Raw genomic sequence first — 14,882 nt, 5'->3', positions numbered from 1 at the left:
CTGAATTGCGTATGGACGATACCCCGGCAATCGTGCAATGGAGCGTTGCACGATTGCGGCGGGCGCGGCCCGGTCGCTCGATACCCGGCTTCCCGTTGATGCCTGATCGTCAGGATCGTGACGCCATCATCATCGACCCTGTACATCACCACGTATCCGCTGTCGCCGAAATCGATCGGCCATTCGCGAAAAACCGTATCGAGTTCGTCGACGGGACGGCCGAGCCGGGGCTGTCGAACCAGAACGTCGACGCCAGTACGAATCGCCTTGATCGGACGACGCGCGGCCGGCGGATCCTGGTCGGCGAGAAAACGATGAAGGCCGACAATCGCTTGCTGGACAGTTCGCGTCCAGATCAATCGTGACACTCGGGCGGCTCCGCTGCTTCACCGGCCTCGAGCTTCTCGAGATACGCGTCCATCTCCTCGTGGGTCACGTGCAGCCCCGTCGACTGATAATCTGCCCATGCCTGCATCGCTTCCTGCTTGAACGACTCGCGCTTTTCCTCGCGCGCCACATATTGCGCGATCGCCTCGCGCATGATCCAGTGCGGCGTGCGCCGACGCTGTTCGGCCAGATGGCGCACCCGCTCCTGAAGGGTCGGATCGAGTTTGATCGAGGTTGCCACGATAAAAAGTATCCAGAGGTATTACCTTGGAATATTGCAGGTCGGGCCTCGCTCGACAAGCAATATCGGATGGACGCCGACAAGTATCCAGACCATCGCTGCGCTAGAGCCTTCCTTCCATTTCACCCCTCCATTAGGACAAATCCTCACCCCACGGGGCTGGCGCGTTTTCCGGAACCGTCTATGATAATTACATTGCTCAATGGCACATTAAATGCTGACTGAATAACGCATGACGGCGGATGCCGACGGGCGCATTCCGGATCGGCACCCCGCGAAGAACAGGACTCGAGTAAGCGCCGATGCGCCAACTCCGGTCGACCCATGGAGACGCATCATGACCGCCCACCACCCGCTGCCGGAAGTCCATCTCGACGAGTTGCCGCAATTCCGCGCGGTCCAGCAGCTGGCGTACCGCTGCGTCGAAACCGTCGGCGCGATGCTGTACCCCGGCATCACCGAGAAGGAAGCCGCGCGCCTCCTGACCGAATGGCTGCAGGACAACGGCGTGCACGACTGGCTGCACAAGCCGTTCGCGTGGTTCGGCGACCGCACCGCGTTCGAGGGCTTCTCGGGCCTCAAGCACATGGGCGGCTTCAATCTCGCGTTCTTCCCGAGCAACCGCCAGCTCGAAACCGACATGCCGGTGATCCTCGACGTCGCGCCGGTGCTCGACGGCATCGTCGCCGATGTCGGCTACGCGCACTGCCTCGGCCGCAACCCGATCCTCGAGCAGTTGCAGGACGATCTGATGGACCATCGCGACATGATCGTGCGGCTCGTGAAGGCGCGCCGGCCGATGGCGGAAGTCGCGCAGGAAGTCGACGCGCTGTGCCGCCGCCAGGGCGTCGAGCCGCGCCACAAGGCCTACCCGTTCAAGGTGCTCGCGCATCGTGTCGCGAAGATCCACAAGCTGTCGAAGCCGCGCTTCGTCGCCCGCTTCGGGCTGAACGCGACGCGCAACCTGCTGCTCGACCAGGGCCGCGCGGCGAAGCGGCAAGGCTGGTCGCCGCTGTGGTCGATCGACCGCCGCTCCGAGCATGCGCCCGTGCCGGGCCTGTGGGCCGTCGAGCCGCATCTCGGCTTCGCCGGCGTCGGCGCGAAATTCGAGGAGCTGCTGGTGATCACCGACGACGACGCGTACTGGCTCGACGACGATCTGCCGCACGTGCGCCGCTGGCGCCGCCGCCAGGCCGAACGCGCGCACGCCGCGGCGAACGTGCCGGCCGCCGCCTGACCCACCCGCTCCCGCCTCCCGACTCCCTGAACGACGGACTCACGATGCAGCCTCTTTCCGACGAAGCGCCGCTGGCCCTGTTCGAATCGGTTCACGCCGAAACGGCGGTCGCCTCCGGCGACCTGACGCTCGCGGTCAGGACCTGGGGCGACCCGGCCCGCTCGCCGGTCGTGCTCGTGCACGGCTATCCCGACGACAGCAGCGTCTGGCAGCACGTCGCACCGCTGCTCGCGCGCCGGCACTACGTGATCGCGTACGACGTGCGCGGCGCGGGCCTGTCCGGCGCGCCGAAGCGCACGGCCGACTACCATCTCGCGAAGCTGACCGACGATTTCGTCGCGGTGATCGATGCGCTCTGCCCGGGCCGCGCCGTGCACCTCGTCGCACACGACTGGGGCTCGATCCAGGGCTGGGAATTCGTCACCGATCCGCGCCTCGCCGGCCGCATCGCGTCGTACACGTCGTGCTCGGGGCCCTGCCTCGACCACGTCGGCTTCTGGCTGCGCGAGCGCGTGCTGCGCCCGACGCCCGCGTCGCTGGCCACGCTCGGCGGCCAGCTCGTGCGCTCGTGGTACGTGTATCTGTTCCACCTGCCGTTCATTCCCGAGCTCGGCTGGCGGCTGTGGCTCGGCCGCGCGTGGCCGGGCCTGCTGCGCCGGCTCGAGAAAACGTCCGCCGCGCCGCGCCCGACCCAGGCCGACGACGGCGCGCGCGGCGTACGCCTCTATCGCGCGAACTTCATCCGCTGCCTGTTCGCGCCGCGCGAGCGCTATGCGCACGCACCGGTGCAGACGATCGTGCCGCTCGGCGACAAATACGTGAGCCCCGCGCTGTCCGAGAACCTGGCGCGCTGGGTGCCGCAGTACTACCGCCGCGAAGTCGCGGCCGGCCACTGGCTGCCGCTCGCCGATCCCGCCCGCTTCGCGGATCTCGCCGGGCAATTGATCGACGCGGTCGAATCCGGCAACGAACCGCCTGCGCTCGCGAACGCGCGCCGCCGCGCAACCAGCGGGCGCTTCGACGGCAAGGTCGCGGTCGTCACCGGCGCGGGCAGCGGGATCGGCCGCTGCGCGGCGCTGGCCTTCGCTCGCGAAGGCGCGACCGTCGTCGCATGCGACATCGATCTCGCGAGCGCCGAGCGCACCGCGCTACTCATCGGGCTGACCGGCGCGCACGCGCATGCGAAGCGTGTCGACGTCGGGTCCGCGGACGAAATGGAAGCGCTCGCGACCTGGGTCGGCGGCGAACTCGGCGGCGCGGACATCGTGATCAACAACGCGGGCATCGGCATGGCCGGCGGCATCCTCGACACGGGCACGCGGGACTGGGAGCGCATCCTGCACGTGAACCTGTGGGGCGTGATCCATGGCTCGCGGCTGTTCGCTCGGCAGATGGCCGCGCGCGGCACCGGCGGGCACATCGTCAATACCGCGTCGGCCGCCGCGTTCGGCCCGTCGCGCGACCTGCCCGCCTATGCGACGACGAAGGCCGCGGTGCTGATGCTCAGCGAATGCATGCGCGCGGAACTGGCGGAGCAAGGCATCGGCGTGACGGCCGTGTGCCCCGGCTTCGCGGAGACCGGAATCATGGCGTCGACACACTACGCGGGCGCCAGCGCACAGGACGAAGCGCGGCTGCGCAAGCGCGCGACCAGGCTGTACCAGATGCGCGGCCTGAAACCCGAAACCGTCGCGCGGGCGATGGTCGACGGCGTGCTGCGCAACCGCCCGGTCGTCGCGGTCGGCGGCGAAGCGCACGCGATGCGTTTCGTCGGCCGCTTCATGCCGTGGCTGGGCAGGATGATCGCCCGCGTCAGCATGGCATCGCATTGACGGCGCACGACGCCGCACAGGGACAGGGAGACGACATGACCGATACCGCCGACTACCACAAGATCAAGGCCCGGCACGTGAAGTTCGACTTCAGCGACACGCCGATCACCTGGGTGCCGAACGATCCGGGCAGCACGCACATCATCAACACGCTGAACCTGCTGTTCCCGGAAGGCGAACTGTGGTTCTGCCGCGTGTACAACAAGGCGCTGCCGCTGATCGCCGATGCACGCCTGCGCGACGAAGCCGAAGGCTTCCTGCGGCAGGAGGCCGTGCATTCGCGCTCGCACGGCGGCGTGCTGAAGCACTATTACGAGCGCCACGGCATCGACACGAAGCCGTTCACGCAGAAGCTCAACCGGTTGTTCACGCGCGTGCTCGGCGAGCAGCCGCTGGGGCTGAAGATCGGCCATACGCGCTTCTGGCTGCGGCAGCAACTGGCCGTGATCGCGTCGCTCGAGCATTTCTTCGGCTATCTCGGCAACTGGGTGCTCAACGCGCACGGCCTCGACGAAGGCCGCGCCGACCCGACGATGGTCGACCTGCTGCGCTGGCACGGCGCCGAGGAAGTCGAGCACCGCACCGTCGCGTTCGACATCTACCGGCACATGGGCGGCACCTATCCGGAGCGCTGCGTGCACATGGCGTTCGTGATCGTGCTGCTGCTCTACTACATCACGACCGGCGCGAAGTTCATGTACCGGCGCGACCCGGACGCTGGCCGCTATCCGGGCTTCGTGCTCGCGTGGCGGCAGGGTTCGCGGCGCGGGCACCTGCCGTCGTTCTGGAAGGTGATCGGCGCGGCGCTGCGCTATTTCAAGCCGGGCTATACGCCGCACCACGAAGGCTCGACCGAACAGGCGCTCGCCTACCTCGCGCGCTCGCCTGCCGCGCAGGCGGCCGCGCACGGCGGCAACTGGGGCACGACGAAAGGTGCGTGAGCGGATGCGCGGGCGGCGTCGCAAGCGGGGGCGCGATGGCGCCGCCGGGCGGCGTCCGCCGAAATGCGTACAATCGCGGCTTCAATTCCCGGAGGTGCCGCGATGGCCATGAAGAAAACCGATCTAGAAAAGAACAAGGCGCTCAAGCTGACGCACGCGATGAAGCAGTCGAGCTCCTCGCGTTTCGGCAAGGGCGCCGACGAAGCGACGAAGCTGGACCGCCGCGCACAGCGCAAGCTCGACCAGGAACAGGGCCTCGTGCCGTTCGCGTGCAAGCTCAACGCCGAGCTCGTCGAGCAGCTGAAGGCGCGCGCCGCCGACCATCCGAACGGGATGACGGGCCTGCTGTCCGAACTGCTCGTGAACGGGCTCGCGCAACGCGACGCGTGATCGCCGTCCATCTCGAAAATAGTCGTTGACAACGCCGCGCGCCGACAACAGAATCGTTCGCATGCCTACGTTCAAGCTCATCGCCATCGCGAATCATTGCCCGGTGAACATTCGAAAGAATGGATCACGGGAGGCGCTTGTGCGTTAGCAATCGAGCAGTACCGCATGTCACACAAGGCCTCGCCGGAAACGGATGAGGCCTTTTTGTTCTGGTGCACGTCATCCGTCCGGCTCACTGAATGGAGAAGACGATGGACCAGGCAAGCCCGCTGTTCGAACGCCGCGATCGGCGCCACGCCGGCACGATCGCGTTACCGACCGTCGTGATCCGCTTCGCGGTCGCGCCGCGCACGACACTGACCTGGCGCGCGCCCAGCGATGCGGAAATTCGTGCGCACGGCGCGCCGCTGTGGATCACGCGCCCACCGAGCGTCGACGACTACTGGGTGCGCCCCGGCGACGTGCTGCGCATCGCACGCGGCGATCGCATCTGGCTCGGCACCGACGATGACGCGGCGGCCGAAGCGTCGATCACGACGGCCTACGTGCGGCGCGGCGAGCGGCTGAGACGCGCGCTCGCGCCACTACGGCGTTTGCTCGTCGGACGATGGCGAAGAAGGGATTGACGAGGTGAGCGCGCGCGACGGCAAACCGTGGCGCGCGGAATCACGGTATCCGGAAACGGACGCGCCCGCGACGCAACGCGCCGCAGGTGCGCATCGAAGGACGCGGCACGCCGATGCGTGCCGCGCGCGCTCGCGCGCCGTGCGCAGCGACGGGATGCAGCGGGTGCATCAGGTGCTGGCGGCGAGACGCGGGCCCGTGCTGCGGGGCGTGGAATCGACGTCGGGACGTTGCGCGGCCTGCGAGGTCACCCACGGATCGATGCCCTGCTTCTGCACCTCTTCGAGGAATGACACACGTGTGCGCCAGTAATCCGCCTGTAATTTCGCATCGATGACGCGCTGTTCGGCTGCGAACAGTTCCATGCGCGCCGTCACGAGCATCGACGCGGCGGTTTTTTCCGGCGTGGGGGCGTGTCGCATCGCCCAGCGGCTGATCCAGTTCAACATGCTGACCTCCGTGATTACGGACGAACCCGCATCGGGCAATCGCAACCGGCCGTGCCTAACCGGCCGTGCTTGACCAGCCGTGCCTGCCCAAACGCGCAACGGCCTTGACCGCCATTCACCGCCTGGCCTGCACGGACTGCGACTCCCCGCGTCGGCAATGACCGGCCGCGTGTGCATGCGCGGTGTATCTATCCTAGAAAGACTTGCCGGTTTACGCGATGGGGTCTTGCAATCTTTTACACAGAAACCACAGTCGCCCCCGCATCGCGAAATGACAGTTGCGGACGGGACGGCTTCGGCGCACGATTGCCCGATACCTTCAATCGCCTGGACTGACGAATGGCCGCTGCACGCGGCCGCCGCGCGAACGCACCGGCCGCGCACGCACGTTCGCGTGCACGCGCCGCATGCACCGCGTTCGTGCAGCATGCGGGCGCCCCGTTTCAGTCGCATGTCATCGCGCCGGCCGCGTGCGGCGCTGCCGGCGTGCCGTTGCGCACGCATCGGCTGGCGTCGTGCGCCGGCCCGTGCCCCTTCCACTCGTTTCCCCCGTTTCAGCCATTTCTGCCGGCCCGTGGCCCGCGAACCGGTAAAATGCGCGCCTTCGTCGCGCGGGCGGGCTGCCCGACCGTTCGCGCGCAGGCAATCGATCGTGCCCTCCAACTATATCGTCCGAGCTATCCGCGCTATTACAATCCGCCGATAGCCGGACAATAGTGGCTGGTTACAGTGAGCCGGCCGCGCTGCCTGTACAACAAATCGGCACAACAATCAACACGACAACCCGACCGGAGAAACGCCTTCATGGAATCCATCAAGCGGTATTTCGGCTTCGCTGAAGCCGGCACCGACTTCCGCACCGAAATACTCGCGGGCGTCACCACGTTCCTGACGATGGCCTACATCATCTTCGTCAACCCCGCGATCCTCGGCGACGCCGGCATGCCGAAGGAATCCGTGTTCGTCGCGACCTGCCTCGTCGCGGCGCTGGCGTCGATCATCATGGGGCTGTACGCGAACTACCCGATCGCCTGCGCGCCCGGCATGGGCCTGAACGCGTATTTCGCGTACACGGTCGTCAAGGGAATGGGCTTCACGTGGCAGGCCGCGCTCGGCGCGGTGTTCATTTCCGGCTGCCTGTTCCTGCTCGTCACGCTGTTCCGCGTGCGCGAGGCGATCGTCAACGGCATTCCGAAATCGCTGCGGATTTCCATTACCGCCGGCATCGGCCTGTTCCTCGGCATCATCTCGCTGAAGACGTCGGGCGTGATCGTCGGCAACCCCGCCACGCTCGTCACGCTCGGCGACCTGCACAAGCCCACGACGATCCTCGCGATCGTCGGCTTCTTCACGATCGTCACGCTCGACCACCTGCGCGTGCGCGGCGCGATCCTGATCGGCATCATCGGCGTGACGATCCTGTCGTTCTTCTTCGGCGGCAACCAGTTCCACGGCGTGTTCTCCGCGCCGCCGTCGATCGATGCGACGCTGTTCAAGCTCGACATCCGCGCCGCGCTGTCGACCGGCATCATCAACGTGATCCTCGTGTTCTTCCTCGTCGAGCTGTTCGACGCGACGGGCACGCTGATGGGCGTCGCGAATCGCGCGGGCCTGCTCGTCGAAGGCAAGATGCACCGCCTGAACAAGGCGCTGCTCGCCGACAGCACGGCGATCGTCGCGGGCTCGGTGCTCGGCACGTCGTCGACCACCGCGTATATCGAAAGCGCGTCGGGCGTGCAGGCCGGCGGCCGCACCGGCGTGACGGCCATCACCGTCGCGGTGCTGTTCCTCGCGTGCCTGTTCATCGCGCCGCTCGCCGGCGTCGTGCCGGCCTACGCGACCGCGCCCGCGCTGCTGTACGTGTCGTGCCTGATGCTGCGCGAGATGGTCGAGGTGCCGTGGGACGACGCGACGGAAGCCGTGCCGGCCGCGCTGACCGCGCTGCTGATGCCGTTCACGTACTCGATCGCGAACGGTGTCGCGTTCGGCTTCATCGCGTACGGCGGCCTCAAGCTGCTGACGGGCCAGGGCCGCACGGTCAAGCCGATCGTGTGGATCATCGCGGCCGTGTTCCTGTTCCGCTTCTTCTATCTCGGCAGCGAGTAAGCGAAGCGCATCGCTGCACTGCGCGATGAAATGAAAGAACGCCACCTTCGGGTGGCGTTTTTCGTTTTCGCACGATTCGTCTGCGATCCTGACGAACCCGCGCGCACGCTCCTATCGACGCTCGATCATCCCGCACGGCTCGCATACGAAAATGCCGCCCGGCCCCGCCGAACGGCATTGCGTGAAGGCAACGTCTTCGCGTGCGCCGCACGGAGGCGCGCGCCGCCGGACGTGCGTCGTGTCGTCAGCGCCAGTTGGCCTCGTAGAAACGCACGTAGCCGCTGCGCAGCGTCACGCATTGCGCGCGCGTTTCCGACAGCAGGCGCCGCGCGGCCGCCTCGATGCGCTCGCGGTGCTGGTCGAATGCGCCGACCATGTCCTCGAAGCGCGGCGATGCCGCGCCGAAGTGGTCTTCCAGCGCTTCGGCGGTGATCTGGCATTGGACGCGCTCGCCATTGACCAGAGCCGTGAACGCCAGCATCAGGTCACGCCCCGAATACTCAGGCTTCTCGTTCGTGAAATGGATCTGCATGGAAGCCGCCTCGACCGGTAGAAAACGAATGACCGTGTCCGTCGTCCGCCACCGGCCGGACGAAATGGACACGGGCTCGCCGGCGGAGGCCCCGACCGCGGGGTGTGGCGCGGTCGATGCATGCCGGTTGAATTCCACTTTAGACGGTTTCGCGCGGGAGACAAAAATTTCGGTGTGCGTCGTTCCGACGCGCATTTCGTCTGATCTGCGCGGCATCCGGCACCGTTTCGCCAACGGACCGTCAGTGCGGATCGGTCGGCCAGACGTTGAGCGCGATCGCGGCGGTCGTGACGCCCACCGCGATCGCGGCCGCTCCGTATCTCACCGCGTCGGTCAGGTCGAACAGCAATCCGTGGATCGCCACGGCAATGCCGCCCAGCATGATGAAGGTGGCGATGGCCGCCAGCACGACTCTCAGTTCCGCCCGAACCATGATGCGTCTCCCGAACGGATGCATGTCGCGTCGCATGCTTGTTGCAGTGCGGAACACGGCGCGTGCGTGCTCCATTTCCATCATTGCAGGCGGGTGCTTAAAAGCAAGGGGATTTTGTTCGCGGTCGCACATCGCACGTGGCGCTTGTATGATGATGCGTACCCGGACGGACGACTGTCGCGCCGAATGGTGCACCGCGAGCGGAGCCGCACTCCGCCGCCGATTCCGATCCGATCGGCCCGACGGCCCCGGGAACAGGAGACAAACCATGCCGCAACCCTTCGTGCTGCCCGCCGCCGCGGGGCGTACCGACCTGCTCGCGCAGGCGCATGCGCGTTCGACCGCGGTCGGCCTGCGCGCGCACGAACGCCCCGATTTCTCGCCGCTGTCGCGCGTCGCGCTGCGCGAACTGCTCGACACGAACCACACACTGTTCTCGCATGCCCGCCCGGTGATGGAGGATCTCCACGCGCAGATCGCCGAGACGCAAAGCCTGGTGCTGCTGACCGACGCCGACGGCGTGATCCTGCACAGCATCGGCGACGCGGACTTCATCGAGAAAGCCAACCGCGTCGCGCTGTGCAACGGCGTGTCGTGGGCCGAAGGCGCGCGCGGCACCAACGCGATCGGCACCGCGCTCGCGTCGGGCCAGGCCGTCGTCGTGCACGGGTCCGAACATTTCCTGCGCGCCAACCACATCCTTACCTGCGCGTGCGCGCCGATCGCCGATCCGTTCGGCCGCACGCTCGGCACGCTCGACGTGAGCGGCGACCCGCGCGGCGCCAGCCCGCATACGCTCGCGCTGGTGCGGATGTCCGCGCAACTGATCGAGAACCACCTGTTCGCGAACCAGTGCGGCGAAGCGCTGCGGCTGCGCTTTCACGCACACGAGGATTGCGTCGATTCGCTGTTCGCGGGGCTCGTCGCGTTCGGCCCCGACGGCGGGCTGATCGCCGCGAACCGCAGCGCCCAGTTCCAGCTCGGCGCGTCGTTCGACGCACTGCAGCACCAGGCCAGCGACGCGTTGTTCGGCATGCGCTTCGGCCAGCTCGCGCAGCAAGCCGCGCGCGCGCCGGGCGCCACGTTCCGCCTCACGCTGTCGACCGGCGTGCGCGTGCTCGCGCGCTGCGAATTCCCGGAAGCGCAGAAACCGACCGTCGCCGTCAGGCCGCCCGCGCCGGCTGCGCGCGTGCGTGCGCCGGACCCCGACGCGATCACGTTCGCGACGCTCGACACCGGCGACGCGCGCATGGCCGCCGTGCTCGAACGCGTCGCGAAGATCCGCGGGCGCGACCTGCCGCTGCTGATCCTCGGCCAGACCGGCACCGGCAAGGAATGGCTCGCCCGCGCGCTGCACCAGGCGTCGCCGCGCGCGGACGGCCCGTTCGTCGCGGTCAACTGCGCGGCGCTGCCCGATTCGCTGATCGAGGCCGAGCTGTTCGGCTATGAAGACGGCGCGTTCACGGGCGCGCGCAAGCGCGGCAGCCCCGGCAAGATCGCGCAGGCCGACGGCGGCACGCTGTTTCTCGACGAAATCGGCGACATGCCGCTCGCGCAGCAGGTGCGGCTGATGCGCGTGCTGCAGGAGCGCGCGGTGATGCCGCTCGGCGGCGCACGCGCGGTGCCGGTCGACGTGCGCGTGGTCTGCGCGACGCACCGCGACCTGCGCGCGATGATCGCGGACGGCACGTTCCGCGAAGACCTGTTCTACCGGATCAACGGGCTCGCGGTCACGCTGCCGGCGCTCGCCACGCGCACCGATCTGCCGGCGCTCGTCGAGCGAATCCTCGCGCGGCTCGCGCGCAGCGAGCCGATGCCGCGCCGCCTCGCGGCCGACGTGCTGGACGCGTTCGCGCGCCACCGCTGGCCCGGCAATCTGCGGCAGATGACCAACGTGCTGCGCACGGCCGGCATGCTCGCCGAGGACGAAGACGAGATCACGCTCGCGCATTTGCCGGACGATTTCTGGCTCGATTGCGACGCCGCCGCGGCTGCGCCGGAAGCAGCCGCGCCGGCCGGCAAGCGCGAAGGCACGACGCTGCAAAGCCATCAGGCCGCGATGATCGATGCGGTGCTCGCGCGGCATGGCGGCAACGTATCGGCGGCCGCGCGCGAACTCGGTCTCGCCCGCAATACCGTGTACCGGTATCTGCGACGGCACTGACGCCCACGCCGGGCGGCCGCCGGCCGCCGGCGGGTTCGGGTATGCTTGGCGCGTCGCCGCCGAACCGCTGCCCGCTTCAGTCATGACCGATCCAGAACATCCGTCCCTCGTGCGCATCGAGCCGCTCGGCGCAACCTTCGACGCACCCGATTCGCTGACGGTACTCGAAGCCGCCGCGTTCGCCCGCGTGTCGCTGCCGCGCTCCTGTCGCAACGGCACGTGCCGAAGCTGCCTTTGCCGGATCGTCAGCGGCAGCGTACGCTACACGATCGAATGGCCGGGGCTGAGCCGCGAGGAAAAAACGGACGGCTATACGCTGCCGTGCGTGGCCGTTGCCACGTCGGACCTCGTGCTCGACGTGCCCGACGCGGCCATGCTCGACTAGACGCGGCGCCGACCGCGCGCGTCGCCCCTGCAACGCTCGATCCTGCATGGAGAACACGATGATCCAGCAAACCGATCGCATCGAAAAACAGGCGCTGCTCAGTGCATCGCCCGACCGCGTCTGGGCAGCCGTCGGCAATTCCGGCGAATTCGGGCAATGGTTCGGCGTCTCGTTCGACGGCCCGTTCGAGGCCGGCCAGCCGCTGTTCGGCCGCATCACGCCCACCCGCGTCGACGAGGACGTCGCGAAAGCGCAGGAGCCCTATGCGGGCACCGTGTTCGAAATCGTCGTCGATCGCATCGAGCCGCAACGACTGCTCTCGTTCCGCTGGCATCCGTTCGCGATCGACCCGCACGTCGATTACGCGTCCGAGCCGATGACGCTCGTCACGTTCACGCTCGCGGCGCAGGCCGGCGGCACGCTGCTCACGGTCACCGAAACGGGTTTCGACCAGTTGATCGAAGCGCGTCGCGCGACGGCGCGCGCCATGAACGACCAGGGCTGGGCCGCGCAGATGACGCTGATCGCGAAATATCTGGCGCTGCACGCGTAGCGCGCCGCTACGCCGCACGTTCGGGCCGGCCGACGCATCGACGTGCGTGGCATAATCGGCGGCATCGTCGTCCACCCGCCGCCGCGCATCGCATGCTGAATCGTCGTCTCCGGAAGATCGGCAGTCTGCTCGGGATGCTCGCCATCCTGATGACGGCGCTCGCGCCGACGATCTCGCAGGCGCTGACCACGCAAGGCCGCGTCGACGCGCTGCTGGCCGGCTACTGTTCGTCCGCGCCGGCCGCCGGCGACCGCTCCGCCGATGCGTCGACGAAAAGCCTGCAGGCGCATCTCCACGCATGCGGCTACTGCAGCCTGCTTGCTCATACTCCCGCGCTGCCCGCCCCCGAACTGACGTTCGCGGCCCACGTGCACGCGATCGAGCATCGCGCGGCGACCCGCTTCGAAAGCCTGCGCCGCGCGCTGCCGCTCACGGCCGCGCAACCGCGCGCCCCGCCGCTCGCGTCCTGATCCGTCGTCATTGCGCGCGATGCCGTCGTGCATCGCGCAGCCTGCGCACGCCGCCCGCGTGCGCGACGTGTCACGTTTCGAAGGACGATCATGTCTCACCATGCTGCGCGCGGCGTCGTGCCGTGCGCGCGGTTGGCCGCCGCCGGTTCGAATGACCGCGATGACCGCGCCTGCATTCGCCCGCATGCGCATGTCCGACCGCGCACGGCCGCGCCAATCGTCGCCGACATCGATGCCGCTCGCGCAGCCGTCCGTCGAATCCGTCTTTTCCATCCGATTCGTCACTCGCTCATCCAGCCATGAAAACCACCCCTTTCGTTCGCGGCGCACTCGCCGCACTCGGCTTCGTCGCCATCCAGGCCGCCCATGCGCATGCGCTCCCGAAAATGCAGGACCCGGCCCCCGACGCCACGCTGTCGAGCGCGCCGCACGCAGTCACGATCGACTTCGGCGAGGCGCTCGAGCCGGCGTTCAGCTCGATCGCCGTGACCGACAGCCACGGGCAGTCGGTCGTCGACGGGAAGTCGGCCGTCGACGCCGGCAACCGGAAGCGGATGCGCGTCGCACTGGCCGATCTGAAGGCCGGCACGTACACGGTCGCGTGGATCGCGGTGGCCAGCGACGGCCATCGCACGCACGGCCGCTACACCTTCAAGGTGAAGTAACGCACGCGATGCGCATCGGCGCACCGTGCCGATCGCATTCGCATCGATGCCCTCGGCATCGCACTCGATCAGGAGAACACACGATGAAACGCACGATTTCGACCGGCCTGCTCATGGCGCTGGCGCTGCACGTGTCCGCTACGTTCGCCGCGCCGGCCCTGCAGGCCGACGCGTGCTGGATCCGCACGATGCCGGCGACGGTGCCGTCCTCCGGCTACTTCACGCTGAAGAACGACGGCGACACACCCGCGACGCTCGTCGGTATCGACACGCCCGCCTACGGGATGGCGATGATGCATGAAACGCAGACGAGCGGCAGCACCGCGAAGATGGTCCACGTCGACTCGGTCGTCGTGCCGGCGCACGGCACGGTCGCCTTCAAGCCGAAGGGCTATCACGCGATGCTGGAAGCGCCGCGCCAGGCCGTCGCGCCCGGCGCGAAGGTGCCGCTCCGGCTGCATTTCGCGGACGGCTCGATCGTGTCCGTGACCTGCGACGCGAAGGCGCCGACCTACGCCGGCCAGTAACGCCGCCTGCCCCTCGACCGAAGGAGACGCACATGAAAGACCGCCTGCCGCTCGCCGACCTGATCGTCCGCTACCGGACGCCGCTGAATGTCGCGGTACTGATCGTCTGCGGCTTATGGGCCGCGTGGATCGCGTGGATGACGCGACCTGCCGCCATCGATACGCCGCCGTCGATTCCCGCGTACTGCATGCGCGACGCGCGCTGACGCGCCGAGACGGCACGGTTGCGGCGGCGGCCCGCGCCATTATTGGCGTGGCATCATCGCTTCATCCCGACCGCCGCAACCGCCTTTCGGAGCGCCGCATGTCCATTCAGACCTGGATGCTGTTTGCCGCAGCCTATCTCGCCACGACGCTGTCGCCGGGGCCCAACGTGCTGCTCGTGATCCGCAACACGGTGCGCTACGGCACGCACGGCACCGTCGCGACGATCGCCGGCAACCTCGTCGCGCAGGGCGTGGTCGTGCTGCTGGTCGCGCTCGGCGTCGGCGCGGTGCTGGCGGCGATGCCGCCGCTGTTCGTCGCGATGAAGGTGATCGGCGCCGCGTATCTGATGGTCCTGGGTGTCCGGCAGTTGCGCGGCGATAGCAAGACCGCCGCATCGAGCGGCGCGGCGGAAATCGTCGCGCCCGATCGCCGGAAACTGTTCCGCGAAGCGCTGTTCGTGTCGGGCAGCAATCCGAAGACGATGATCTTCCTGTCCGCGTTCATGCCGCAGTTCATCGTGCACGATCGCCCGCTCGCGCTGCAGTTCGTCGTGATGTACGCGACGATCGCCTGCACGGTCGTGATCGTTCACGGCGTCTATTCGGCCGGCGTGCGCCGCCTGCATCGCGGTTTCGGCATGAGCCGCGCGGTGCGCGCGCTCAAGCGCGCGAGCGGGCTGCTGTTCGTCGGGCTCGGCATCAAGCTGCTGACCGCTCGGCAGGCGTAGGCCGGCCCGATC

Annotated in this window: 18 protein-coding genes and 1 pseudogene; 14 read left to right on the top strand and 5 right to left on the bottom strand. The window is 68.0% G+C overall.

Translation table 11 applies throughout. The annotated features are described in order from the left end of the window. Positions 1-146: 146 nt before the first annotated feature. Together WS96_RS32045 and WS96_RS08330 are read right to left on the bottom strand one after the other, a co-directional pair. Positions 147-368: pseudogene (locus tag WS96_RS32045) on the bottom strand (type II toxin-antitoxin system RelE/ParE family toxin); the annotation flags it as partial. Next, positions 356-628 (bottom strand): CopG family ribbon-helix-helix protein, encoded by a 273-nt coding sequence (locus WS96_RS08330; protein WP_059831792.1) that lies wholly within the window; start codon positions 626-628, stop codon positions 356-358. The gene WS96_RS08330 and the pseudogene WS96_RS32045, both read right to left, overlap by 13 nt. A 337-nt stretch (positions 629-965) precedes the next feature. Here WS96_RS08330 and WS96_RS08325 point away from each other — a divergent pair, with 337 nt between their 5' ends. The 5 genes from WS96_RS08325 (at position 966) to WS96_RS08305 (ending at position 5,654) form a co-directional block, all read left to right on the top strand. Next, on the top strand, positions 966-1,865 hold the full coding sequence (locus WS96_RS08325; protein ID WP_059831791.1) for a M24 family metallopeptidase: 900 nt from the start codon (positions 966-968) through the stop codon (positions 1,863-1,865). Positions 1,866-1,909: 44 nt separating this feature from the next. Beyond that, a complete protein-coding gene (locus tag WS96_RS08320) occupies positions 1,910-3,697 on the top strand; it encodes an SDR family oxidoreductase (RefSeq protein ID WP_059831789.1) in 1,788 nt (595 codons plus the stop codon). A 35-nt stretch (positions 3,698-3,732) separates the two neighbouring features. Next, a complete protein-coding gene (locus WS96_RS08315; protein ID WP_034204335.1) occupies positions 3,733-4,638 on the top strand; it encodes a metal-dependent hydrolase in 906 nt (301 codons plus the stop codon). A 102-nt stretch (positions 4,639-4,740) separates the two neighbouring features. Beyond that, the gene (locus WS96_RS08310) at positions 4,741-5,028 is read left to right on the top strand and encodes a hypothetical protein (RefSeq protein ID WP_059831787.1); all 288 of its coding nucleotides are present in this window, start codon (positions 4,741-4,743) and stop codon (positions 5,026-5,028) included. Between the two features lie 251 nt (positions 5,029-5,279). Continuing rightward, positions 5,280-5,654: a DUF2917 domain-containing protein gene (locus WS96_RS08305; RefSeq protein ID WP_059832126.1), complete on the top strand. Its 375-nt coding sequence runs from the start codon at positions 5,280-5,282 to the stop codon at positions 5,652-5,654. 168 nt (positions 5,655-5,822) lie between these two features. On the opposite strand, the gene WS96_RS08300 is transcribed toward WS96_RS08305, so the two are convergent. Further along, a complete protein-coding gene (locus WS96_RS08300) occupies positions 5,823-6,101 on the bottom strand; it encodes a hypothetical protein (RefSeq protein WP_034186190.1) in 279 nt (92 codons plus the stop codon). An 804-nt stretch (positions 6,102-6,905) separates the two neighbouring features. On the opposite strand from WS96_RS08300, the gene WS96_RS08290 reads away from it, so the two are divergent. Continuing rightward, a complete protein-coding gene (locus WS96_RS08290; protein ID WP_059831783.1) occupies positions 6,906-8,207 on the top strand; it encodes an NCS2 family permease in 1,302 nt (433 codons plus the stop codon). A gap of 244 nt (positions 8,208-8,451) precedes the next feature. On the opposite strand, the gene WS96_RS08285 is transcribed toward WS96_RS08290, so the two are convergent. Both WS96_RS08285 and WS96_RS08280 read right to left on the bottom strand, forming a co-directional pair. Further along, positions 8,452-8,739 (bottom strand): DUF1488 domain-containing protein, encoded by a 288-nt coding sequence (locus WS96_RS08285; RefSeq protein ID WP_006480750.1) that lies wholly within the window; start codon positions 8,737-8,739, stop codon positions 8,452-8,454. 241 nt (positions 8,740-8,980) lie between these two features. After that, a complete protein-coding gene (locus tag WS96_RS08280; RefSeq protein WP_249189237.1) occupies positions 8,981-9,256 on the bottom strand; it encodes a DUF2964 family protein in 276 nt (91 codons plus the stop codon). Between the two features lie 184 nt (positions 9,257-9,440). Between WS96_RS08280 and WS96_RS08275 the strand changes: the two genes are divergently transcribed. From WS96_RS08275 to WS96_RS08245, 8 genes are all read left to right on the top strand, one after another. After that, the gene (locus WS96_RS08275; RefSeq protein ID WP_059831781.1) at positions 9,441-11,336 is read left to right on the top strand and encodes a sigma-54-dependent Fis family transcriptional regulator; all 1,896 of its coding nucleotides are present in this window, start codon (positions 9,441-9,443) and stop codon (positions 11,334-11,336) included. 82 nt (positions 11,337-11,418) lie between these two features. Further along, positions 11,419-11,721: a 2Fe-2S iron-sulfur cluster-binding protein gene (locus tag WS96_RS08270; RefSeq protein ID WP_059831779.1), complete on the top strand. Its 303-nt coding sequence runs from the start codon at positions 11,419-11,421 to the stop codon at positions 11,719-11,721. Positions 11,722-11,779: 58 nt separating this feature from the next. After that, a complete protein-coding gene (locus WS96_RS08265) occupies positions 11,780-12,274 on the top strand; it encodes an SRPBCC family protein (RefSeq protein WP_059832124.1) in 495 nt (164 codons plus the stop codon). A gap of 92 nt (positions 12,275-12,366) precedes the next feature. Beyond that, complete coding sequence (locus WS96_RS08260) at positions 12,367-12,744, top strand: DUF2946 domain-containing protein (RefSeq protein WP_059831777.1); 378 nt, start codon at positions 12,367-12,369, stop codon at positions 12,742-12,744. A gap of 299 nt (positions 12,745-13,043) precedes the next feature. Next, positions 13,044-13,409, top strand: a complete 366-nt coding sequence (locus WS96_RS08255; RefSeq protein ID WP_059831775.1) for a copper resistance CopC family protein — start codon at positions 13,044-13,046, stop codon at positions 13,407-13,409. An 83-nt stretch (positions 13,410-13,492) separates the two neighbouring features. Further along, positions 13,493-13,936, top strand: a complete 444-nt coding sequence (locus WS96_RS08250) for a copper chaperone PCu(A)C (protein WP_059831773.1) — start codon at positions 13,493-13,495, stop codon at positions 13,934-13,936. A 32-nt stretch (positions 13,937-13,968) separates the two neighbouring features. After that, the gene (locus tag WS96_RS34015) at positions 13,969-14,142 is read left to right on the top strand and encodes a hypothetical protein (RefSeq protein WP_006486739.1); all 174 of its coding nucleotides are present in this window, start codon (positions 13,969-13,971) and stop codon (positions 14,140-14,142) included. A 98-nt stretch (positions 14,143-14,240) separates the two neighbouring features. Continuing rightward, positions 14,241-14,870, top strand: coding sequence for a LysE family translocator (locus WS96_RS08245; RefSeq protein WP_059831771.1), 630 nt, complete (start codon positions 14,241-14,243; stop codon positions 14,868-14,870). Positions 14,871-14,882 lie beyond the last annotated feature (12 nt).

This window comes from Burkholderia sp. MSMB1835 (assembly GCF_001526365.1).
GTDB lineage: Bacteria > Pseudomonadota > Gammaproteobacteria > Burkholderiales > Burkholderiaceae > Burkholderia.
This window is presented reverse-complemented; position numbering and strand designations above follow the sequence as displayed.